The 23805-nt window shown below is 39.4% G+C and carries 22 protein-coding genes and 1 other annotated feature; of the genes, 1 reads left to right on the forward strand and 21 read right to left on the reverse strand.

The features are described 5' to 3' along the window. Nucleotides 1-140: 140 nt before the first annotated feature. From ACVBD2_RS06855 to mecA, 16 genes are all read right to left on the reverse strand, one after another. A complete protein-coding gene (locus ACVBD2_RS06855; RefSeq protein WP_461685467.1) occupies nucleotides 141-728 on the reverse strand; it encodes a CPBP family intramembrane glutamic endopeptidase in 588 nt (195 codons plus the stop codon). A gap of 2 nt (nucleotides 729-730) precedes the next feature. Continuing rightward, nucleotides 731-964, reverse strand: a complete 234-nt coding sequence (locus tag ACVBD2_RS06860) for a hypothetical protein (protein ID WP_000840776.1) — start codon at nucleotides 962-964, stop codon at nucleotides 731-733. Between the two features lie 12 nt (nucleotides 965-976). After that, nucleotides 977-1357, reverse strand: a complete 381-nt coding sequence (locus tag ACVBD2_RS06865) for a thioredoxin domain-containing protein (RefSeq protein WP_102787837.1) — start codon at nucleotides 1355-1357, stop codon at nucleotides 977-979. Continuing rightward, nucleotides 1350-1799, reverse strand: coding sequence for a hypothetical protein (locus tag ACVBD2_RS06870; RefSeq protein WP_461685468.1), 450 nt, complete (start codon nucleotides 1797-1799; stop codon nucleotides 1350-1352). The genes ACVBD2_RS06865 and ACVBD2_RS06870 overlap by 8 nt, the downstream gene beginning before the upstream one ends. Then, entirely contained in the window at nucleotides 1783-3141 is a 1359-nt protein-coding gene (gene dcm / locus ACVBD2_RS06875; RefSeq protein ID WP_461685469.1) for a DNA (cytosine-5-)-methyltransferase, read from the reverse strand. The genes ACVBD2_RS06870 and dcm overlap by 17 nt, the downstream gene beginning before the upstream one ends. A gap of 99 nt (nucleotides 3142-3240) precedes the next feature. Then, nucleotides 3241-4020 (reverse strand): replication initiator protein A, encoded by a 780-nt coding sequence (locus ACVBD2_RS06880; protein ID WP_048768057.1) that lies wholly within the window; start codon nucleotides 4018-4020, stop codon nucleotides 3241-3243. Then, a complete protein-coding gene (locus ACVBD2_RS06885; protein ID WP_000159607.1) occupies nucleotides 4017-4190 on the reverse strand; it encodes a hypothetical protein in 174 nt (57 codons plus the stop codon). The genes ACVBD2_RS06880 and ACVBD2_RS06885 overlap by 4 nt, the downstream gene beginning before the upstream one ends. Nucleotides 4191-4391: 201 nt before the next feature. Further along, complete coding sequence (rplL, locus tag ACVBD2_RS06890; RefSeq protein ID WP_001196964.1) at nucleotides 4392-4760, reverse strand: 50S ribosomal protein L7/L12; 369 nt, start codon at nucleotides 4758-4760, stop codon at nucleotides 4392-4394. Nucleotides 4761-4835: 75 nt separating this feature from the next. Then, nucleotides 4836-5336 carry a 50S ribosomal protein L10 gene (rplJ, locus tag ACVBD2_RS06895; protein ID WP_001287271.1) on the reverse strand — a complete coding sequence of 167 codons (501 nt, stop codon included), beginning with the start codon at nucleotides 5334-5336 and terminating at the stop codon, nucleotides 4836-4838. A 38-nt stretch (nucleotides 5337-5374) separates the two neighbouring features. Beyond that, nucleotides 5375-5510 (reverse strand) — a sequence feature (ribosomal protein L10 leader region). A gap of 63 nt (nucleotides 5511-5573) precedes the next feature. Further along, complete coding sequence (locus ACVBD2_RS06900) at nucleotides 5574-6833, reverse strand: TRZ/ATZ family protein (RefSeq protein WP_461685470.1); 1260 nt, start codon at nucleotides 6831-6833, stop codon at nucleotides 5574-5576. Between the two features lie 96 nt (nucleotides 6834-6929). After that, nucleotides 6930-8678: an ABC transporter ATP-binding protein gene (locus ACVBD2_RS06905; RefSeq protein ID WP_461685471.1), complete on the reverse strand. Its 1749-nt coding sequence runs from the start codon at nucleotides 8676-8678 to the stop codon at nucleotides 6930-6932. A gap of 1 nt (nucleotide 8679) precedes the next feature. Further along, a complete protein-coding gene (locus ACVBD2_RS06910; RefSeq protein WP_461685472.1) occupies nucleotides 8680-10404 on the reverse strand; it encodes an ABC transporter ATP-binding protein in 1725 nt (574 codons plus the stop codon). A 58-nt stretch (nucleotides 10405-10462) separates the two neighbouring features. Then, entirely contained in the window at nucleotides 10463-11401 is a 939-nt protein-coding gene (msrB, locus tag ACVBD2_RS06915) for a peptide-methionine (R)-S-oxide reductase MsrB (protein ID WP_461685473.1), read from the reverse strand. 259 nt (nucleotides 11402-11660) lie between these two features. Continuing rightward, nucleotides 11661-12530, reverse strand: a complete 870-nt coding sequence (thrB, locus tag ACVBD2_RS06920; RefSeq protein ID WP_461685474.1) for a homoserine kinase — start codon at nucleotides 12528-12530, stop codon at nucleotides 11661-11663. A 1-nt stretch (nucleotide 12531) separates the two neighbouring features. Further along, nucleotides 12532-13818: a homoserine dehydrogenase gene (locus tag ACVBD2_RS06925; RefSeq protein WP_461685475.1), complete on the reverse strand. Its 1287-nt coding sequence runs from the start codon at nucleotides 13816-13818 to the stop codon at nucleotides 12532-12534. A gap of 147 nt (nucleotides 13819-13965) precedes the next feature. Further along, nucleotides 13966-14706: an adaptor protein MecA gene (mecA, locus tag ACVBD2_RS06930; RefSeq protein ID WP_461685476.1), complete on the reverse strand. Its 741-nt coding sequence runs from the start codon at nucleotides 14704-14706 to the stop codon at nucleotides 13966-13968. 122 nt (nucleotides 14707-14828) lie between these two features. Between mecA and ACVBD2_RS06935 the strand changes: the two genes are divergently transcribed. Beyond that, nucleotides 14829-16307 carry an oligosaccharide flippase family protein gene (locus ACVBD2_RS06935; protein WP_461685477.1) on the forward strand — a complete coding sequence of 493 codons (1479 nt, stop codon included), beginning with the start codon at nucleotides 14829-14831 and terminating at the stop codon, nucleotides 16305-16307. Between the two features lie 47 nt (nucleotides 16308-16354). Here the strand turns inward: ACVBD2_RS06935 and ACVBD2_RS06940 are convergent, their stop codons facing one another. From ACVBD2_RS06940 to ACVBD2_RS06960, 5 genes are read right to left on the reverse strand one after another with little or no spacing between them, the layout of a single operon-like run. Next, nucleotides 16355-18880: a ComEC/Rec2 family competence protein gene (locus tag ACVBD2_RS06940; RefSeq protein ID WP_461685478.1), complete on the reverse strand. Its 2526-nt coding sequence runs from the start codon at nucleotides 18878-18880 to the stop codon at nucleotides 16355-16357. 36 nt (nucleotides 18881-18916) lie between these two features. Beyond that, a complete protein-coding gene (locus ACVBD2_RS06945; RefSeq protein WP_268709264.1) occupies nucleotides 18917-19729 on the reverse strand; it encodes a LicD family protein in 813 nt (270 codons plus the stop codon). Between the two features lie 57 nt (nucleotides 19730-19786). Next, nucleotides 19787-21946: a LicD family protein gene (locus ACVBD2_RS06950; protein ID WP_268709263.1), complete on the reverse strand. Its 2160-nt coding sequence runs from the start codon at nucleotides 21944-21946 to the stop codon at nucleotides 19787-19789. Nucleotides 21947-21967: 21 nt separating this feature from the next. Further along, nucleotides 21968-22939, reverse strand: a complete 972-nt coding sequence (locus ACVBD2_RS06955; protein WP_461685479.1) for a glycosyltransferase family 2 protein — start codon at nucleotides 22937-22939, stop codon at nucleotides 21968-21970. Continuing rightward, nucleotides 22936-23772 carry a LicD family protein gene (locus ACVBD2_RS06960; protein ID WP_084948814.1) on the reverse strand — a complete coding sequence of 279 codons (837 nt, stop codon included), beginning with the start codon at nucleotides 23770-23772 and terminating at the stop codon, nucleotides 22936-22938. Before ACVBD2_RS06960 ends, ACVBD2_RS06955 begins: the two co-directional genes overlap by 4 nt. Nucleotides 23773-23805 lie beyond the last annotated feature (33 nt).

A 23805-nucleotide genomic window follows, 5' to 3' on the forward strand; every position in this document is an offset into this window, starting at 1 on the left:
GATAAGAGTAGTTGAAATTTTTATCACATTTTTTATTTTTCTGTAGAGCTAAATTCATACTAAACAAAGATTTTGAAATAAAAGACTAACATTGTTACATAATGTTAGCATTTCATTTCCCTAAACCAAGCTAATTTGGTCTAAAAAAGCAGCAAACTATAAACTAGTAGGTTCCACACCAAATGTAGCCCCATACTGCCCCATAAGTCCGATTTATAGCGTACCATCCCTAAAAATATTCCCAATGAAACATACAAACACCAAGCTAGAATGATTTCTGGATGATGAACTAAGGCAAATAAAACACTTGTCAAAGCAACTCTAATATCTAATTTTCTAACCAAGTTCCATAAAATTTCTCGATACAGAAATTCTTCAACCATACTCGCATTGATTAAGAACAATAAAAATGAAAACCAAGGAACCTGATGTTGAAGGCCAATTAAGTTTGCTTGATTCATGGTTCCTTGAGAATGGATTAGGCTAAAACATAGACTTATAATCAGTAGACTGGCTAATCCAATACCAATCCATTTTATTCTTGATTTCATATTAACCTTATGCGCTTGTTTACGTTGGCCATACATCCATAAAAAAGAAATGAGTGACGTACCATAGAGAATCTGTAGTATAGTTAACTCACCGATACAAAGAAATTTCAGTAAGTATAGAGATACCAATAGGACATTTACTTGTTGGAATATATAAACTGGAATTATTCTTTTCATAGTTACCTCCGAAATAAATCTTCATAATCTAAATCTAATACCTGCACAATCCTTTCTACCCATGGACTTTGAGGCATTCGTTGTTCCATCTTGTAGTGACGAATCTTTTGATACAAACGATTCAATTCACTTGGATAGTGAAACTCCCCCGCAAACATTTTTCTGGTTAACTCAATCCAGCTAATATTTCTTTCAGCCAAAATAATGGACAAGTTCTCCCAAAATCGTTCAGCCATATTGCTTCTCCTTTAGTTAGATAAATAATGTGTTTGTGCCATGTAAATCAATTGTTTCGTATCTCTTGGCAATAGAGCTCTAGCCTCTTCCAAATTCAGATTTGGATAAACTCGCTTATTTGAAACCGCAAGAGGAAGTCTGATGGTTAGTTCAGGATTTTTTAAAATTATCTCAACGAAATCCGTTAATCTTAGATTGTCACGATTCTTAAATCGTAATAAATTGGGAGATAAAAACTCAAAACAATCTGAAGAATAGCTCATCATTTCAATTAATTTGTCCTTTGTCATTTCAGAAATAGAATGAGGAGTGACCTCTATGCCATACTTTTGAAAGAAATCCAAAAGAAGTTGATTTCTTTGGCTATTTTTACTTAGATAGAGATCAATCATGGGAGACCTCCCAAAGATTCGGTTCCATTTGATATTCTGAGACGATTAAGGAATCTAATAACTTTGAGAAGTCAATCGATTTCTTGTCTTCATCATAAGCTTTTACAGTTACTTGGGTTGTAAGTATTCCCTCTTTTCCCTCGGCTCGATAGCCTTGTCCATATAAAACAAAAACAAGATTCTGATTATCATCTACAAAGGCATCAGCTCCATTCTTTATATCCTGACTTTCAAGGAATTCCATAATGTTTTGAAGATAGGATTCATAAAATAGTGGGTAATTATATTTTTTATGGTAATCATCTAAAAATGTCACCTCAAACTCACATGGATAATTGGGCATCAAAAATATTTGTTCATCTAGCTGTTTGATTTCTGCATCATGTAATTCTGTTTCTAATTCATCACAATCTAGTATTGATTCTTTATTTAATGCTTTCATCTTTTTCCTCTATTTCTTTTAATTTATTTGCGATTGCGGCAATCACAGGAACGGTTACACTATTACCAGCTTGTTTATAGAGCTGACTATTACTAGAGACTTTTCTAGCAGCTTCAAAAGCCCAATCAGGAAAACCCTGCAAGCGAAAACACTCTTTAGGGGTGATTCTTCGTATCCTCAAACGGTAAAATTGTCCATCTATTAATACACCGGCTACATGATAAACTTGTTTATCTTCTCCTTCATAGCTAGCAACTACTACTCCCATTTGTCCACTAGTTGTTAACGTATTAGCTATACCTTTTCCAACTCTACCACGACGATACTGAGAACTTGGTCTCTCCAAATTAATGGAATCTCCTATTTCTGCTTGAGCATAGCCTTTTTTTGTTGCTTCCCGGACTTTTAGAAATTGTATTGGTTCTGGAATCAGTATTTTGGGAATTTTATCTCCTCCTTGCATCGTAGTCAATGTTGGAGATAAGCCCTCACTTCCATAGACACGACCGGTCTCCTTAAAGCTAGTCGGTAAATCTCCAACAACGACAATACCATGACGATCCTGAGTATTTAAAGTAAACATCGGCTCTTGGTTTTCCTTAAAGCGTCTACCATTTTGTCTCTTGTCTAATCTATCTGGTGTCATACAAGGAATAGCAACCTTAAATCCTTCTCCTTTTCCACGAACTAATGTTGGTGCAAGACCTTCTGAATAATAGACTTTACCGCTCATTCCACTTTTTGATGGATTCAAATTCCCTAATGTTTTTAAAATCTCAGAGTTAGTTGCTTGACCTTCTCGTCTGAAAGGAAATAAGAGTCTGGTACTTTTCTTTCTAGAATGTCCGATAATAAACACCCTCTCTCTGTTTTGGGGAACGCCGAAATCCTTACTGTTAAGCACCTGCCACTCAACATCAAACCCCAACTCATCAAGTGTGGTAAGGATTGTGGTGAACGTCCGTCCCTTATCGTGATTGAGTAGGCCTTTAACATTTTCAAGAAAAAGAAAACGTGGTTGGATTTGTTTGGCCGCCCGAGCAATTTCAAAGAACAAAGTTCCTCTAGTATCTTCAAATCCCAATCGTCTTCCTGCGATTGAAAATGCTTGACAAGGAAATCCCCCACAGATGACATCGACTTTTCCTCTAAGTTTTTTAAATTCGTCATCTGAAACATCTCGTATGTCATGAAATTCTATTTCTCCTTCCGTTTGAAAAATGGACTTATAAGATTCTCTAGCAAATTTATCAATCTCACAAAATCCAATACACTCGTGTCCGACACTTTCCATTCCAAGTCGAAAGCCACCGATACCTGAAAATAAATCAATAAATCTCATTTCTTTATCACCCCTTTCTTATCGACTATCAATGAACAAAGTGTCACTTCACTTGAAATGACAATGAGGATAACTAATATCCACTCGATTGGCGACATTTTAACCACCTCCTTTTCTAACACGGTTGTTCCAAACGGAATACAAGCCATTAAACACAAATTCAGCCAAAACTTCCGCTCGTCTAACAAAGCGAACATTGTCAAGAGCATACTGATAGATTCTCTCAAAATCAGTCATAGCAATTTCACTGGCTGTTTCAGAAAAACCTTCTCGTCTAAATTGTTCTTGTACCAATCCCCAAATATAATCTCGATCATATTTTGTGACCTTTTCTACTTTCCTTTTCAAGATAGGTTGAGAGTTCCTCTCTTCCTCATCCTCAATAAATAAAGAATCAGTCTCACTATATTTAGTCTCACTAACTTCAGTCTCACTAGGGGCTGGATGTGAGACGGGGCCCGTTTCATTTTCAACCTGCCCTAGTCCTTTTTTAACACTAGGCCTGTTTGAATTACTTACTGGGGTAGAAGATAATTCCCCTAAATAAATCTTATTAGCTAGTCTTCCTTTCTCACTTGAAGACTGTTGCACTTCATCAATTAAGTCATATTCTTTAAGAATCTTTTTGATGGACAGTAATTTTGACTTCGAACAACCTAACAGCCTCATCAGTTTAGAATTAGAAAATACTAAATAAACCGAGCCTTCTTCGTCTATCCAACCACGACTGAGAGATAATTCTAAACGATCTTTTAAAATAGAATAAGCTACCTTTACTTCTAGTTTCATATCCATATATTTCTCATCCTCAAAAAGAATTTTAGGTAATTTATAATACCGTTCTGAAGTTTGGTATTGATTTGCGGTTATTCGTTTCATAGCGCTCCTCCAAGTTCTTTGAGTATTAAATCTCCACTTGATTCCAATCGAACCAATCCACTTTTTTCTAATTCAGCCATAAGAGAGATGGCTTCAACAATGTCAATTCCCATTTCACGTACTAAAAATGAAATGACAATATAGCGTGATGATTGTAATTCTTTTGTCATTTTCCCTCCTGAAAATAAAAAAAGGAGAACAATATTCTACTGTTCTCCAAAATAATTTTATTAAAAAGAAAAACCCTGCCAAATTAATTTTTGGTAGGGTTTTTGGTAGGAAACTAAATTAATTTATCAGTTTCTAAAATGTGTTCACGATTCTAAAAGGCTGATACTATAGTATTCCGAATTCTAATTGGTATATGCCTCTTATTTAAGAGTAACTGAAGCTCCAGCTTCTTCCAATTTAGCTTTGATTTCTTCTGCTTCTGCAGTTGGAACGCCTTCTTTGATGACACCTGGTGCACCATCAACAAGTTCTTTAGCTTCTTTAAGACCAAGACCAGTGATTTCACGTACAACTTTGATAACGCCAACTTTTTTGTCACCAGCAGCTGTCAACTCAACGTCAAATGAGTCTTTAGCAGCACCAGCGTCAGCAGCACCAGCTGCAGCAACAGCTACAGGAGCAGCTGCAGTTACACCAAATTCTTCTTCGATAGCTTTTACAAGGTCGTTCAATTCAAGGATTGAAGCTTCTTTAATTTCAGCAATAATGTTTTCAATGTTCAATGCCATTGTTATTTCCTCCAAATAAGTTTTTAATTTTATAATAGTTTTTTTCGTAGCTAGGCTACGCTGCGTAGCTTAAGATTAAGCTGCGTCTTCTTTGTTGTCTGCAACCGCTTTGACTGCAAGAGCAACGTTGCGCACTGGCGCTTGAAGTACAGAAAGGAGCATAGAAAGAAGTCCTTCGCGGTTTGGAAGAGTTGCAAGAGCAATGATTTCTTCTTTAGATGCGACAGCGCCTTCGATTGCACCACCTTTGATTTCAAGTGCTTCAGCGTTTTTAGCAAAGTCGTTCAAGATTTTCGCTGGTGCGATAACATCTTCATTAGAAAATGCTACTGCAGATGGTCCAACAAATACTGATGCAAGATCTTCAAGACCAGCTTTTTCAGCTGCACGACGCAAGATTGAGTTTTTAATGACTTTATACTCAACTTCGCTTCCACGAAGCTCACGACGAAGAACTGTATCTTGCTCAACTGTCAAACCACGAGCGTCTACAACGACGATAGATGCAGCAGCTTTCATTTTTTCAGCTACTACGTCAACTAGTTCCGCTTTTTTAGCAATAATTGCTTCACTCATTAGTGTGTTCACCTCCGTAATTATTTTGCTTGGGGAATTTTTCCAAAAGAAAAACGCGCCCAAACCTAGACACGAAAGTACAATACGCTTCTTTTTACATGATACGTTTTGTCCTCGGTAGGATCTTTATGAGTCGAGCTCCCCTACTGTCTTAGGCAGTTTTTTCAAACCGTATATAAGTATAGCATAGACAAAAAAAGAATGCAAGATTTTTGCAAACTTTTTTTGAAAAATTTTTTAAATCTCTACTGTCAAAACTTTGCCTTGCTTAACCACCTGTTCTCCTGCAATATAGACATCGTCAACATCACTGGATTTGATTGCATAAACGAGGTGAGATAACATATTTTCCTGAGGTTGGAGATGGATTTTTCCTTGTGGTTGAATGACCAGAAAATCCGCTTGCTTGCCAACTTCTAGGCTTCCTATTTGATTTTCCATTCCTAGAACCTTAGCACCTTCGATTGTCAGTGCCTTAAGGGCTGTTTCGATAGGAAATTGACTGGCATCTCCACTTTTCATCTTCTGAAGAAGGGCTGCTGTCCGTCCTTCCTCAAACATATCTAGATTGTTATTGGAAGCAACCGAGTCAGTCGCAATTCCGACTGCTACTCCTGCTTTTTGCAGTTGGATGATTGGAGCAATCCCTGAGGCCAGTTTGAGATTACTAATAGGATTGTGGGCGATAGCCACTTGAGAAGTCGCCAAGCATTCAATTTCTCTCTCGTTTAGTTCAACCCCATGAGCAAAGACAGACGGATGATCTAAGTAACCTAGTTCTTCTAGAAAGGTGAGAGGGCGTTTGCCGTATCGTTTCAGGATTATTCCTGATTCCTCCTTGGTCTCCGCCACATGGATATGGATAGAAATGTCCAGCTCTTTTGCCATATCTAAGCTCGCTTCCAGCAAATCTTTACTACAACTGTAGGGAGAATGTGGAGCTACCATAACCTTGAAATTTGGGTTTTCATATCCTAAGATTTCTTCTATAATAGATCGTGTTCTGCTTATAGTCTCAGCAGTTGTTTCTGCCTCTGAAGAAAAGAGGTTCGGTGAGAAATAACAACGCATCTTAGATTCCTTGACTGCCTGATAAATTTGCTCAATATCCACACCATTGGGATTATACATATCGTTGAAGCTTGTTGTCCCTGACTGGAGCATCTCTGTCAGAGCTTCTTTGACTGCCTTGGTAGTCATATCGGGAGTAAATCCTGCTTCTGCTGGCCATATATAGTCATTGAGCCATTCATGGAGGTTGCTGTCATCCCGAATCCCTCGCAAACCTGTCATAGCAGAATGGGTGTGGCAATTGACCAAACCAGGCATGATCCAGGCTCCCTGATAGTCTATAATCTGCTCAGCTTGCTCTAAAATCTCTGGCTCCTCTTGGCCGACATAGACGATTTGAGAGTCCTTAACGGCTAAGACACCATCCAAATAAACATGGAAATCTTGATCACAAGTCACGATATTTACATGCTGATAGACTTTCATTGTTTTCTCCTTCTAAGACCCTGATTTTTCTAGCTATTGTAACAAAAAAGTCACCCGAAGGCAACTTTTTTCCATAATATTGCAAAATAGAAAGGATTATTCAGAGCTAAAAGCGGCAGCTTGCTGCATTTGGTAATACTTGCCCTTTCTAGCCATGAGGTTCTGATGGTTACCATGTTCAACAATGTCACCATCTACCAAGACAAGAATCAAATCCGCATCCTGAATGGTTGACAAACGGTGAGCAATGATAAAGCTTGTGCGCCCCTTCATGAGTTTGGCAAAGGCATCCTGAACAAGCACTTCTGTCCGTGTATCGATGGAAGAAGTCGCCTCGTCTAAGATAAGAATCTTTGGGATAGCTAGAAAGACTCGAGCGATGGTCAAGAGCTGGGCTTGCCCAACAGAGAGAGATTCTCCTGCATTTTCCAACTTAGTATCGTATCCCTGTGGCAACTGTTGGATGAAAAAGTCTGCGTTAGCTGCTTTTGCAGCAGCAATCACCTGCTCCCGACTGGCGTCAGGCTTTCCAAAGGCAATATTATCATGAATGGTTCCTTGCTTGAGCCAGGTTTCTTGGAGCACCATGCCAAACTGCTGTCTCAATGATGCTCGGGTATAGTCGTAAATAGAACGACCGTCCAGCAAGATATCTCCCGAGTTAATAGGATAAAAACGCATGAGGAGATTGATAAGAGTTGATTTTCCAGCACCTGTCGGACCAACGATGGCTACCTTGCTACCAGCTGGGATATCGATGGACAAATCCTTAATCAAGATCCTTTCAGGATTGTATCCAAAAGAAACATTCTTAAAGGAAGTAGCTCCCTTCACTTGGTCACTGGTCAAGACTTTCTTACCTGTTTCAGCTACCTCAGGACTTTCTAAGACAGCATAGACGCGCTCTGCGCAAGCGAGAGCACTTTGCAACTCAGCTAGCACTGAAGAAATATCGTTAAAGGGCTTGGTGTACTGTTGGACGTAATTCAAAAAAGTCACTAAACGTCCAATGGTCAAGGTGGACCCCATCATGATACGATAGGCTCCCACTCCAGCAAGAAGGGCATAAATGAGCGCATTGACAAAGCGAGTCGAAGGATTAACCGTTGATGAATAAAAGATGGCTGACTGAGAATAGCCTGAGTAGTTGGCATTCGCCTCGTGCAGTCTTTGGATAAACTCTGTCTGAGCATTAAAGGACTGGATAATAGTCTGCTGGTTAAGAGACTCTTCAATCAACTGAGTCTGAATCCCCCTGGTCTCTGTTTGCTTCTGGAAGAGATGATAGGAGCGTTTGGCAATAAAGCGTGAAATCACCATAGACAGGGGTGTCAACAACAAAACCAAGAGGGTCATGAGGAGGTGAATTTGAAGCATTGCTAGAATACTAACCAAAATCATCAAGACGCCAATGAAAAATTGGTTAAAAATCATGGTCAAGCCAGCTGCCAACTGCTCTATGTCCGTAGTCACACGACTAACCATCTCCCCACTGCCTTGCCGATCCACAAAAGCAATCGGTAAACGATGGAGCTTATGAATGATTCTCTCTCGCAAGTCTCTGGTATAAGAGAAGATTAGACGATTATAAAGAAGAGGATTGCCCCATTGTACCAGTGTATTTCCTATGACCACCAAGATCATCTGGAGAAAAATTTGCCAAAAAACTGGTGATGAACCAGCCACTAGAACCTGGTCTATGACCTGCCCAATCAGAATAGGTAGGTAAATTGATAAGCCAACTTGGGCAATAGTTCCTAGAAAGGCAAGGAAAAGGAGGAAAGGATGGCTTGCTAAATCTACGGCTAAACGTTTGAGCGTCTGGTTTGCAGTTTGTCGTTTCATGCTAGTCCTCCTTTCCATGTTGGGATGCATTGATTTCGCGATAGACTTGACTAGTTTGCATCAAGTCATCGTGCTTGCCAATAGCTAGGAGCTCACCTTTTTCCAAGAGGAGAATCTGGTCAGCTATATGAAGTGTCGAAGTCCGTTGAGAAATCAAGATTAAGCTTGTATTTGGCAAATTTTCTCGGATAGCTTTCAAGAGCTTGGACTCAGTGATGGTGTCGAGGGCCGAGGTCGCATCATCTAGGATGAGAAATGGAGCTTGGCGCAAGACCGCTCGGGCAATAGATAGCCTTTGTTTTTGCCCACCTGAGAAATTTCGCCCTCCTGCCTCAACAGTGGCATCCAAAAGTCCTTCCTTTTCACTGACAAAATCCTTAGCTTGCGCAATCTCCAAAGCCTGCCAGAGTTGCTGGTCAGATACTTCTTGATTGAAACCTAGAGTCAAGTTGGAACGAATAGTTCCTTTAAAGAGTTCGACCTTTTGAGGCACATAGGCAATCCAAGACCGCCACTGCTCAAGATTACGAGGACTACGTCCATTTCGATAAAGGTCAATGCTCCCCTGGTCTGCTAGATAAAGTCCAAGTAAGACTTGCACCAAGCTTGACTTACCAGAACCCGTTCCCCCAATGATACCAAGGATCTGTCCTTGCTTCATATCAAAGGAAATGTCTCTCAGAGAAGGCTGGGCTGCGTCAGGATAGGTAAAGGTTAATTCTTGGACTTGTAAAACCTGATCGTTCACAACTTGCTTTTCTTCTAATTCTGAATGAATATCTTCGGGAGACTCTGCAAAGACTTCCTCGATTCGCTTAGCTGAGATATAGGATTGATTGAGGGAATTAATCAGCATAGCGAGCTTAACCAATTCCACCAAAATCTGCAAGAGATAGTTGATGAGAGCAATTAGAGCACCTTGACTAAGTACTCCTCCCTGAATTGAAATATATCCCTGCCAGATGATGACGAGAAGAGTTCCATTAACAATCAGATAGGTCAGAGGTGTTAATAAACTAGACCAGAAACCCGTCTTTTCTTGAAATCTAGCATAAACTTGATTAAGAGTTTGAAAAATCTGTAATTCTCGCTTTTCTTGACCAAAAGCACGAATAACTCGCATCCCTTGCAATTGCTGGCGCGTTTCCTGAACCAATTGGTCCGTTTTCTTTCTGAGACTACTGTAGAGAGGATTGACCAGCCGAGAGAGCCCTACAATGACAATCGTCAAAATCACAACCATAACTAAAAACCAGAAAGTCAGCTCAGCTGAGACGCGATAGGCCATAAAAATGGCTCCAAAAACGATAATAGGCGCTCGCAAAAAGAGGCGCAGGAATTGATTGATGCCAGTCTGAATCTGGTAAGTATCCGAAGTCAAGCGAGTCACCAAGCTAGAAGTTGTCAAACGATCTCTGCTGTCCTTGGGTAAAGAAAGAATGTGACGATAAAGGTCGTCTGTCAGTTCTTTGGTAAATCCAACCGCTGCCTTGGCTGAGTAAAACTGGGCTACCAAGGCCACTAAAACGCCAATCACTGCAAAGACAAGGAGCAGACCAATCTGCATCCATAGATGCCCTTGATCTCTCTGAGGCAAGGATTGGTCAACAATACCTGCAATCACCATGGGAACCAAGAGCTCAAACACAGCTTCTAGTAACTTGAACAAGGGGGCCAAAATGGATTCTTTGATGTAGGGTTTGAAGTAAGATAGTAAGTGTTTCATAAATCCCTTCTATTCTTATTATGGAAATGAAGAAAGTGGGAATCCCCCCCTCTCCGTTTTATTTGTTTAAGTAAGGTAATAGATAGCCATATCCTGCTTCTTCCATCTCATCCTTGGCTACAAAGCGCAAGGATGCAGAATTAATACAGTAACGCAGGCCACCTAACTCCTGCGGTCCATCTGTGAAAACATGACCCAAGTGAGCATTTCCTGACCGAGAACGAACCTCGATTCGCTCCATTCCATGACTCAAGTCCTTGTAGTAGTGAATCAATTCCTTAGAAATCGGACGGCTAAAACTTGGCCAACCACAACCTGAGGCAAACTTATCCTTGGCGAAAAAGAGTGGCTCACCCGTCGTGATGTCTACATAAATCCCTTCTTCAAAGGTTTGGTCATAGGCATTGCTAAATGGCGCCTCTGTAGCAGCTTCTTGGGTGACACGATATGACTCTGCTGACAAACTTTCCCTTAACACCTCTTGACTAGGCTTTTCATAGTTAGAGGCGTCAATCAAGGGCTTCTCAGCATCAGTCACATCGATATGACAGTATCCCGAAGGATTTTTCTTGAGATAGTCTTGGTGGTAATCTTCTGCCAGAATGTAGTGCCGAAGTTTCTCCACTTCTACTGCAATCTTTCGACCCAGCATGCGCTCCTGCTCCTGCACCACTGTATAGATAGCTGGCAAGTCTGCATCATCCTGATAATAAATCCCCGTTCGATATTGGCGACCACGGTCATTTCCTTGTTGATTGATTGATAAGGGATCAATGACACGGAAATAATAAAGTAAAATCTCTCTTAGTGATACTGTATTCTCATCATAAATCACTTGAACCGTTTCTGCATGGTCTGTTTCCTTAAGTAGCTGATAATTGGTCGTTTCAACTTGCCCATTAGCGTAGCCAACACTGGTTGCTAGCACTCCAGAAATACGTGAAAAATACTCCTCTAGGCCCCAAAAACAACCACCTGCTAGATAAATTTCTGCCATCTTCATTTCTCCTTTATCAAGTTTTTAACTAATACTCTTCGAAAATCTCTTCAAACCACGTCAGCTTACATCTGCAACCTCAAAACAGTATTTTGAGCTAACTTCGTCAGTTCTATCCACAACCTCAAAACACTGTTTTGAGCAACCTGCGGCTAGCTTCCTAGTTTGCTCTTTGATTTTCATTGAGTATCAACTTCTTTTCAAAAAAAGGATAGGAAGCCCTCTGGTCGAGAGTTTCCCCATCCTATCCTCTATTTCTTTACTTTGTTTCGACACGGACACCTTGGGTATCAACCTTCAAGTCATGCAGTTTGCCTTTGAAGGGTTGCTTTTGTAATTCTTCCTTAATCGCTGGCATCTTATCATGAGAAGCCAAGACCATAACTGTTGGTCCAGCACCAGAGAGATAGGTTGCATAGGCACCATTCTCTTTGGCTACTTGCTTAATCGTCGCAAATTCACGGACCAGACTTTGACGATAGCGCTCGTGGAAGAGGTCTCCCTCAATCGCTTGACCAGCAGTCACCATGTCTCCTGCCAACAAGGCTGCAACCGCCACATTGGCAATGGAACTAGCTGCAACAGCTTCCTTGTAGGACAATTTCTTAGGCAAGACACCACGACTGTCACGAGTGCGTAATTCATAGTTGGGAATATAAGCTAGAAAATCACACTCTGGGAAGTCAGCCACAATCGCTGAAACATTTTCTTCAACAGAACTTGCAATAACGAGATTACCGTAAATTGCTGGAGCCACATTGTCAGGATGTCCTTCAATCTTAGTCGCTAACTGCAATTTTTCATGGTTAGATAAGTTGAGATTGCCCAGTTGGTTGGCCAGTTCAATCCCAGCAACGATAACCGAGCTAGAAGAACCCAAACCACGCGCCAAGGGAACATCACTGGTCATTTTCAAGCGTCTCGGTTGCAAGTCAGGCGCAATTTGCAAGGCAATCTTGAGCAAGAGATTACGCTCGTCATGGGGAATCCATTTGCCAATCTGGTGTTCAATCAACCACTCATCCCGTTCTTCACAGACCTCAATTTGAAGATACTTGGTAACAGCTACACCGACCGAATCAAAACCTGGCCCAATATTGGCACTGGTTGCAGGTACAATAATCTTCATCCTATTCTCCTAACACCTTGAAGGTATTCAAGAGGTCAAATTCTGAAGCTTTGGCCAACTCAGCTGAAACATTCTCAAGTTGTGCTTTATTAATCTTATGAGTGATAATCACTACACGCGCCTTGTCACCCTCTTTGCCATCTTGGAGAATTTGCTTGAAGGAAATATCTTGAGCATTAAAGATTTCAGCCAATTTCAAAACCTGACCTTTTGAGTCTGGTGCCAAGATTGAGAAATAGTAGTTTGCTTTAACATCTTCTGGATTTGCCAAGACCAATTCACGGCTATATTCGTTGAAGTCTTTACCAATAGTGCCATCATTCAAGCGACGAACGATACGGACAATGTCCGCTACAACACTTGTTGCTGTTGGTTTTTGACCAGCACCTGGTCCGTAGTACATCGATTCACCGATGCCGATAGATTCTACAAAAACAGCGTTCATTACTCCATTCACACTGGCAAGTGGATGTGCTTTAGGAAGGAAGGTTGGAGTTACTTCCGCAGCAATACCAGAAGGAGTTTCCTCGATAGAACCAACCAATTTCACTACATAGCCAAGGTTTTGGGCTACAGCTACGTCTTCCGGTGTGATGGTACGGATTCCCTTGTGGGCTACATCGTCAAAGGCAACCTTCATTCCAAAAGCAAACTGGCTCAAAATCACCATCTTGTAGGCTGCGTCAATCCCATCCACGTCATTTGTAGGGTCGCTTTCTGCAAATCCAAGTCTTTGTGCTTCCGCAAGAGCGTCATCGTAAGACCAGCCTTCTTCGACCATTTTGGTCATCATAAAATTAGAAGTTCCGTTAACGACACCAAGAACGCGCGTGATTTTATCAGAAGCTAATGAATTTGCCAAGGTACGAAGAATTGGAATACCACCAGCTACTGCTGCTTCGTAGTAAAGTGCTACATTATGATCTTTAGCGATTTCTAGCAATTCTGCACCATGGACAGCCAAAAGGTCCTTGTTTGCTGTCACAACGTGTTTTCCAGCTTCTAAGGCACGAGTGATAAAGGTTTTAGCTGGTTCGATACGCCCCATCAATTCCACTACAATGGTAACATCTTTGTCTGCTAAAATATCATCTACATTGGTTACAAAGTTAAAGTCATTTCCTGCTGCAAGCAAGCGGTTCTTTTCATCTTCATCCTTGACCAATACCTTGGCTACTTCAATCTCTGAATGAGCTGACTGAACGATTTTTTCTCCATTTTCCTTTAGTAGGAATGGCACACCACTTGCAACGGTACCAAATCCAAGTAAAGCAATTTTAACTGTCATGTTTATCTCCTAGAAATTTTCTGATATAGCCATTATAACAGAATTTTGTGAAAATTCCTATTATAGTAAATCACTATTTCAGTCTAGTAAAGAAAAAACGAATCCCATGATTCGTCTTTCTTGATAAATGAAAATTGATTTTAAAAATTATGAACGAATCTTTTGCAGACCGAGAACTGCATCGTGATTGATCAAGATTTGCCCATACTCTTGCAAGACTGAACGACTGATGTCACTGTCGTCTGCAAACTCACGCATACGAGCCAAGAGCCAAGCCGGATATGGACTTGGATGATTTTCAATATCGACTAAAATTGTCAAATAGTAGTGCCCATTCATCTTATAGAGTTCAGATGTTTCCATCTGGTAGTTAACCGTCTTTGCAAAAGCAACTAAGTCAGCAAGGCTTGCAAAGCGCAGGATATAGTAGATATAAGGTTCTTTCTTATTCTCCGTCTCCTTTTCTGTTTGCTCTTGCTCTTCTTCCTTAGCTTCCACTTGCTCTAGAGATCGGATGGCCTCAATATCGTCCTTGGTCTTTTCTGCGATACTCTTTTCCAAGGTTTTGAGAAATTCATCCGGTGACATTTGGGCTAATTCTTCCATGTCTGGTAAATCCGCCAAATCTTCAAAATCCAGATTTTGGTCAATCTTGGACTTGGTCACAAAGACGTCGACCTTGTCAGGTTTTGGCGTCACACGGAAACTCAGCATGCCACTATCCAAGAAATTGTCTGGCATCTCTAATTCATCTAAAATAGCATAGAAAAACTCTTCGGTTTTTTCCTGAGGAACGAGAAAGTCCGCAATCTCCATTCCTCGATCCATCAAATCATCTAAAGTCATCGTGATTTTCAGTGTTGTATCACTAATTTGTTTCATCTTCATATCTAGTAACCTCTTACTTTCAGTCTATCTATTATACTAGATTTTTACGATTTTATCAAAAGAATGAAGCTGGAATGTGATATAATACTAGATATGATTTAAGATTTAAGAAAGAAAGTTCAATGAAAAATATAAAAGTAAACGCCTTGGCCAGCTTGCTGGTCAATATCCTCAATATCGTTTTTCCGCTGATAACCAACCCTTATCTGACGCGGATCCTCAGCAAATCCAACTACGGTTATTTCAACACCGCCAATACCTGGGCTAGCTTTGTTATTCCACTAGCTGCCTTTGGGATATACAACTACGGGATTCGAGCTATCAGTAAGGTCAAAGATGACAAGAATAAAATCAACTACGTCTTTTCTAAGTTGTTTTATATCTCAGTTTTCACCTCTCTCCTGACGACTGGTATCTACTTCCTTTTTATCTTCTTTGACACCAGCATTGAGAATCTGAAAGTTCTCTACTACATCCTAGGAGCTCAAGCACTCTTCCAATTTCTCAATATCGAATGGATGAATGAGGCCTATGAAAACTATGCCTTTATCCTTTACAAGACATTGATTATTCGAATTACCATGCTGATCGCTATCTTTGCCTTCGTTAAAACGGCTGATGATATCGTTCCTTATGCTATCGTCATGACTGCGACCACTATCCTCAACTACCTCCTTAGTTTTCTTTGGATTAAGAGAGAAGTTTCCTTTGTTAAAATTGGTTTCATTGAGTTAGCTAAGGCTTCTAAACCACTCTTTACTATGCTTCTCTTGGCAAATGCCAATATGCTCTACACCTTGCTAGATAGAATGTTTATCACCAAGGGACCAGATGAAAACTATATTTCTTATTATACAATTGCCTATAGCATCGTCATGCTGATTGCTGGTGTCTTAAGTGGAGCTATCAGTGTCAGCATTCCACGTCTCGGCTACTACCTCGGGAAAAAGGATTACAATTCTTATAATTATCTTGTAAATCAAGCGGCATCCTTATTCTATTTTCTCATGATTCCAACTAGTTTCGGAATTATGATTTTAGGAAAGTATGCAACGGTTATCTACTCTTCTGAAAAGTATCTTGAGGCAGGTATCGTGACCAGCGTCTTCGCCTTTCGAACCATTATCTGGGCTATTGAATTGATTCTTGGTAAGCAAATTATCTTTATCAATGACCACGAGAACCGCTTGACTGCTTTCTACTTTGCTGGTGGTGGCGCAAATCTCCTCTTCAACTGTATCTTATATATCAATAATATTTTTGCCCCTGAGTATTATATTGCTACTACCATTATTGCAGAAGCCATCGTTGTTCTCTTAGAAATTCATTTTATTAGGAAACACCAACTAATCAATTTAAAAGAAATCTTTGTGACCTTAACACGTTATGGTCTCATATCCCTTGGATTTATTCCGATCTTCTATATTTTCAAGATGATTTTCCAAATCAGTTCCTATACGGTGAACCTCAACATGATCCTCATGGTTCTCTCTACCATAGCTACTTGTGGAATCTACTATCTCTTAACACTCTTTCTCACTAAGGATAAAACACTTCACTATGCACTGAACCTAGTATTAGCTAAGATCAAAAGAAACTAAAAGAACACCCTACTGATAAACGAGCGTTTACTAGTAGGGTGTTTCTTTTATTCTTTTTCTTTCTTGTCAGAAGTATTGGCTTCTAGATTTGAATCTTGTTTTGGCTGTTCAGCAATAGAAGAACTAGCTTCTTGCTTCTTCTCTGACTGATCTGCTTCGCCATTGACAGCAGCAACAGCCTGTCTCCAAATGCCTTCCTCGTTTACCTTATAACCATCCGGTGTGGTGGCATTTTTCAACAAGGAACCATCTGTTTGGAAATAGTACCAATTACCGTCAATTCGTTTCCAACCGGTCTGCATAGCTCCTGATTCATCAAAGTAATAATGATCACCATTTACTTTATGAAGGCCAACCAACATGATGCCATCTTCAGGATTGAGATAATACCAGATTCCTTTATCCTTTATCCAACCTGTTTTCATAGCTCCATTTGCTTCAAAGTAACGATAATGATTATCAAACCATTTCCAGCCTGTTTGCATTGCTCCTGATGCACTAAAGTAATACTGCTTACCATCTACTTGTTGGAAACCGACCAGCATGATACCTTCCTGATCTTCAAGATAATACCATGTTCCTTGTTCTTTCAACCAACCGGTTTTCATAGCCCCTGAGTCAGCGTAGTAATGCCAGTGTTTATCAAGCCACTGCCAGCCTGTTTGCATGGCACCACTAGGACTCAAATAGTAACGCGTACCGCCAATCGTCTGGATTCCAGTTAACATAATACCATCTTGATTTAGGTAATACCATTTCTCATTATCCTTAATCCAGCCTGTTTTCATAGCGCCTGAGTTCGCATAGTAATACCAATTATTCTCTAGCCATTTCCAGCCCGTTTGCATTGCACCGCTAGCGTTCAAATAGTAACGAACACCATTTATATCTTGTTTTCCAGTGAGCATGATACCATCTTTATCCAGATAATACCAAGTATCCTGATCCTTGATCCAGCCAGTTTTCATAGCTCCAGAACTTGCAAAATAGTTCCAGTGACCATCAACAAAGGCCCAACCGGTTTGCATCACACCTTCTTGATTAAAGTAATACGTGCTTCCATTGATATTCTTTTTGCCAACAGTCCGTAGCCCATCCTCATCATAGAAATACCAATCTGAATCAATCTTTTGCCAAGTTAAAGGTTTACCTGCTGTTTGGAGTGCACCACTTTCGCTAAAGAACATCTTCTTGCCATTAAAGAATTGATTTCCTGTTAGCATCTTCCCATCTGCTGCAAAGAGATATTTCTTCCCTCCAATTTCAGAAAGCTCACTAAATCGTCTAGCACCATTTGATTGGATATAATACCAATGACCATCCAGCTTGAACCAACCACCAGTTTGCATTTTACCATTTTGGTTCAAATAGTAGTCATTTCCCTTGGCATTTTCTCCCCAATCATCATTAAGGTGAAGCCAGCGTCCTGCTTGCATTTGCCCTTTTCCATTAAAGAAGTAAGTGGCTCCGCCAATCTCTTTCCAACCGATAGCCATTTCCCCGTCACTTAAACGATATTTCCAGTAGCCACCTTCTTGATACCATTTTTCGTCAACTACAGGGATGTCCGGGAAGAGATTAGAAACATTGGCAAATCCGCTATCACTAATATCAAAAACGGTAGCATCTTGAGTTTGACTAGAAGCTCTGAGAACTTGAATATTTTTCTTTTGGAGATATTCTCTGGTTGAAGCAACATTAATATCACCACCAGTTGTCTGAATAATCATCTTTGGAGATAGGTTTTCAAGAAAATTAATCGTATTTGAAATTGTCGCATCATAATGATGATTCCATTTCATCATATCTACCTTACCAATAACAGGACCTAACTTATCTTCCGCTCCTTCTGCGTTATCCAAATCTCCACCAAGATAGATTCTCTTTCCTGCCACAGTCACCACTGAAACGATTGAGTTGGAGTTATCATCTAGAACTTTTTTCAGGTTACCATCAGCATCATATTCATTTTTATAATTATAGAGTTGGATATCCATATCACCTAATTTAAAGTGACTATCCTCGTCTGTAATATTCTGAATAAGAGTAACTCCTCGTTTGTGTGCGGTTCTCAAAGCATTATCATAATTGAAAAGATTATCCCAGAGTCCCCAGTGTGAGGTGATCCGATCATCTGAATATTTTTTTAAATAAAACTTACCAACCTGGTAACGATTAAGTATCTCATCTGCTCCGCCGATATGGTCACTATGTACATGGGTTCCCAAAATAAAATCTAATTTTTTAACACCAATCTGATCAAGATGGCGAATCAAACGGTCTTCCAAGACTTGATAATTTCTCATGGAAATTCCCCAGCGGCTTGGATAGCGTGGGTCACTCCCATCAGGAAAGTCATAATCTTCCCCCATGTCAATCAAGGCATAATGACCATTGCTCTCCAGAAGAATAGCATCACTCCCGGATTTTGCTTTAGTATTTATGAAATGGATACGATTACCTGAACCAGCAGTAATGGTGTCTGCATTAACTTGTTGTGATAAACCAATCAACACAAAAAGGAAAGCAAATAAACTATAACTGACTGATTTAACTAATCTTTTATTCTTCATCTTGAACACTCCTTTCTCGATGAAAACAATCTCTTACTAATCAATCCAATAATTCTTATCAGTTCCTGGAACCTGCTGTTCAACAGGTGGTGGAGTCATATAGTCTGCTCCAAATTCGTAGACAAGAATTTCATGGTATTTTCTCGGAGCCTTCACTACGATGTTTTCGTATGGCATATCAATCAGATCATAGAGCCATTCTTTTTTGATTCCCTCTGGAAAGCTTGGATCAAATATCGTACAGGTAAGATCTGTAGCCTGATTTACACTATATTTCAAAGCAAGGTTCTCTAATTTTTGATTCCAAGTTTGTGGAGAGCTTAGACGGAAAATAGCTGACCCAATATAACGAGGCAGATTTTTAAGTCCACCATTCTCAGACTTGATCCCTTTAAAATTCAAAGAAGAAAGGCGGACAAAGTGTTTATAGAGCTTCATTTTCTTACAATCACTTTCCTCCGTCACGACACCATCGTATGGAAAAATATCAACGCAAGTTCCCAATACGACTGTCGGGTCCAGAAGATTGGCGTCTCTACGTGTTCTAATATCATGAACACGCATATAACTATACGGATAGCCTTTTGTTTCTCTAAAAGAAATCAATTTGTAGTAGGGATGATTCTCATTTTTTAAAACCTTATAAAGCTTTTCAAATTCATCTCGCGCCAAGGAAATATCCGTATCATCATCCCAAGGGATAAATCCTTTATGTCGGACAGCTCCTAGTAAGGTTCCAAAATCAATAAAATATTTAATCTGATGCTGTTCACATAATTCATGTAGATACTTTAAAATATCCAACTCCACTTGTTTTATTTCTTCAAGACTTAAAACTCTCTCAGACATACTTTCTATTCTCCTAATTTCGACTAATTTTTTAAACGATTTCTAACTGTGATTTGCTTACTTAGAACTTTTAGTGATTTTCCACAGTTTGAAATCATGGTGAGATACTCTCTGTTCAAGAGGGGGCAATTGCATGTAATCTCCATAGTCAGAGGTCAAAATTTCATGGTAGTTTTTTGGAATCATAAATTCCTTACCTTCAAATGTTCCCACAATCACTTGTTCTAACCACTCACGTTTCCAAACTGGCTTATTCATATCCTTGTAAATCAAATAGTCAACTTGCTCATAGTCAGCAACTGCTCTAGATTTAGCAAGCTCATCAATTTGCTCAACATATTTATTCGTATTTGTGAAATAGAAAATGACAACAGAAATATAACGAATTAAAGAATTTAGTAGACTTTTCGTGTTGGTAATTCCTTTAAAAGTGTAACAACTTAATTGACGTTTCTTTATGAGTTTCGTCATTTTGTTTTTAAAATCTGCATCATCTTCATAACCATCTACAGGGAAAATATCCACATAGATTCCCATATTGGAATCAATTCGTACATCTTCTTCTAGCAAGTAGGTATGGTTATCCTGCACTTTCATAAAAGGATAGACATAGTTGAGATTATTTTTATAAGACATGACCTCGTAACGCTCATCAGGATGAGCGATAAGGTAATCTTGTAGTTTCTCATAGTCTTCTCTTAGCATGCAGATGTCCATGTCATCATCCCAAGGAATAAAACCTTTATGGCGAACAGCACCAATTAGACTTCCATATGCTAAGAAATACTTGACACCAATTTTCTGACAAACCTCATGAATGTACTCCATGATTCCAAGTTCCATCTGTTGAATTTCATTGACATCTGTTACTTCTTGGTACCGAACTCCTTCATCTCGTTTGCAGACTACGAGTCCATAACCAATCGCTAGCCAGAAGATGATATTAATAAAGTTGGTTGAATACATAATCTGACTTTCAAATAATTGACCAAACAAGATTCCGAAGAAAAGAATCATGATCAATTTATCAGTATTTTTCTTGGAAACAATCAAATACGTTAAAAAGCGCTTGATGACATAGCCCAGTATAAGAAGGAAGGATACTAAGCCTAGAACTCCCGAACTGACAAATATGGTCACAAGAATGTTATGAAAATTCCCACCGATAAGGGAGTTTTGAATCTCAAATTTACTGAAATATTCTGTATAGTAATCCGGGACATTACGTACACCGTAACCAAAAATTGGTTTGGCACTTCCCATCTTAATGGCATTTTTCCAAATATAGGTCCTACCACTTGGTGTTGTTTCAATTAAATGGAGTTCACCATTCTTCTTGGTAACAGACGAATCTGTCTCAGCGTAGGACTGTCCTTTATTTAAGTCAAAAACAGTCGCAGTTTCAGATGAGATATAAATTGAAGTTGCATAGCTTAATCCAATGTTGGTAGCAGTAACCAGCGAACCAGCAACAATAAAAGTAAGAAATCGTTTAATGAGACTTCCTCTAGTAGCAAAGAAACTATAAAGTCCAATCATAAGGAGTAAAGAAAGTAAGGCTCCTCGACTTTGCATAGTAGCAAAGTATACTAATTGAATCACATTGTTCAGTTTAAGATATACAGAATATTTACTTCCTTTATGGATCAGATACATAGCTAAAATAATGCTAATGTATGAAAATATCGCACTAGCATTAGGATTGACAATCCCCCACAGACGTCCATTCATGACACCATAATAATAAGATTGCTCGCCAATTTTAAATAGGATAAGGACTCTACTTATCAATAAACCAAACGCAAAAATTGCTGAAGAAAAAGATACAATTTGAACCGTATAGGCAATCCAGTCAAATAATTTTTTAAGTTGCCCCGATTGTAACATGGTAAATAATAAAACATAGGTTACCATGAAAAGGATTTCAATCACATTTCCAATCAAATGTCCAGAGCGATTGAATACTGCCGATAGCAGATGACTCCCAGATAACAAGCCAAATAAGGCCAAAAACTTTCGATCTACTGTAATCTGTTTCCACTTAAACAACAATGTGTAGCAAATATAAAGTACAACAATCGCTGACAATCCCTTATAGATTGGATTTGCTACCTTATAAACCAGTGAACTCATACTTAAAATCGAAATAAAAACAAATAGATATGCAATCCATAGTTTTGATTTTTCAAAGTATTCATCCATTTTTGAAAAATTCATTTTCAACTCCTTCTCATGATATTAGTTTTTTAATCCAACAATTTTCTTATATAGCCATGGAGAAATGACAAGTGAAAGGATCGCTACCTTGCGAAAAGTAGTGAAATAAGCATCCTTCCATATTTCGCGTCGATGCTGAACAATCCAAGTCCTCAACTCAGCTTTCTCCTTTTGATACTGTTCAGATGAAGTAAAGATAATTTTATCGTAAACTGTGATGTACGACCAACATTCTCTATTTTTTAATTCAGGTTTTAAATCAGGAAAGACTTGTGATACTTGAGCGATTATTTGCTGATAAACTTCTACCGTGTCAAATACATGCTGATTAACAGATGTTGTTGCACTTCCCTCACGATGATCATAATAATAAACAGGTTTGTCAATAAATACGCTACTACATCTTGTCTTTAGTAGCAGTTCAGTTAGAAATAAGGCATCTTCAGCTAGATGATAATTTGTATTAAACTTTTCATCCGCAAGCAGGTCTCTCTTAAACAGTTTAGCGACTGGAAAAAATGACGTTCTAGTGGTCATCAGTAATTCCTTCATGGTTTCTTCTGTTGACCAGATTTCTTTTTTTCCAGAATGAGGAGGTAAGTCTGTCAAAATGCCGTTTTTAATATGGTGCAGAGGAGCGATTGTAAATCCTACGGACTCCTTATCATCAACTGCACCAATCAAGATTTCCAGATAATCTTTAGTAACGAAATCATCGCTATCAATAAAGGTAACCCAAGCACCCGTCGCTAGCTGAATTCCCATATTTCTCGCATTTGAGACTCCAGCATTTTCGATATGATAAACCTTGATATTCTCATGCCGAGATGCTAAGTGATCACAGATCTGTCCACTGGAATCAGTAGAACCATCATTGATTAGGATTAACTCAAAATGGGCATAAGTCTGTTGAAGAATCGACTCCACACATCGCTCCAGATAGGCTTCTACATTGTAGACTGGAACGATAACGCTTATTTTTTCTCCCATCATGCTCCAAATTCTCCCTTGTACTCTGTGTAGCTCTTGTCCATGTCCGCTATAATCGCATCATGATGTGGTACCTGCTTGTCCGCTGGTGGCGGTGTCATATAGTCCCCAAAAGCAGTGCTGAGATAGGCATCATAACCGACTGGAATGGGCATCTCAGTTCCTTCAAATGGCAAGAAAAGATTGTCTTCAAAAGATGCGATTGGATATTTGTTTCGCATGTAGCCAGGACCTGAGCATAATTCCGTGATTCCATCGCTCTCAGCCAGACCATACTTGGTCATTTCTTTTTCAGCTTTTTTCCAAATGCGATAACGTAGAGATTTAGGAGTCAAACCGAGTAAAATACGACTTCCCCATTTCATGATGGCACCATGCTTTTCTGGGATAGTTTGGGCGCAAAAGAGTGAATAAATCAAAGCCCAGCGGACTTGTTTCTTGCGCTCAGCTGGATTTTTAGGATAATAATCCAAAGGCAAAACGTCCAAGGCCAAACCGTGTGGCAAATCCAAATCCTGCTGATAAGGCTTGATACAAGTTGTTTCCTTATCACGAATAGTAATAAAAAGGTTACGGTCTATAAAATCCTTGTGACTCTTTGACAAGAAATAACGCTCATCTGCATAACGAGGCCATAGTTCGGCTAACTTTTCATAGTCCTTGCGAGGCATGAAAAAATCTAGGTCATCATCCCAAGGAATGAAGCCCTTGTTGCGAAGGGCACCAATCGCTCCTCCACCACAGAGATAGCATAACAAATTATGTTCTTTACAAAATGCGACGAAATATTCAGCCATTTCCAGACTACGAGCCTGAATCGCTTTCAAATCACTCATGTCTCTCCTCTTCTGTCCAATAACGAGTTATAT

It is taken from the genome of Streptococcus sp. KHUD_018 (genome assembly GCF_054861215.1).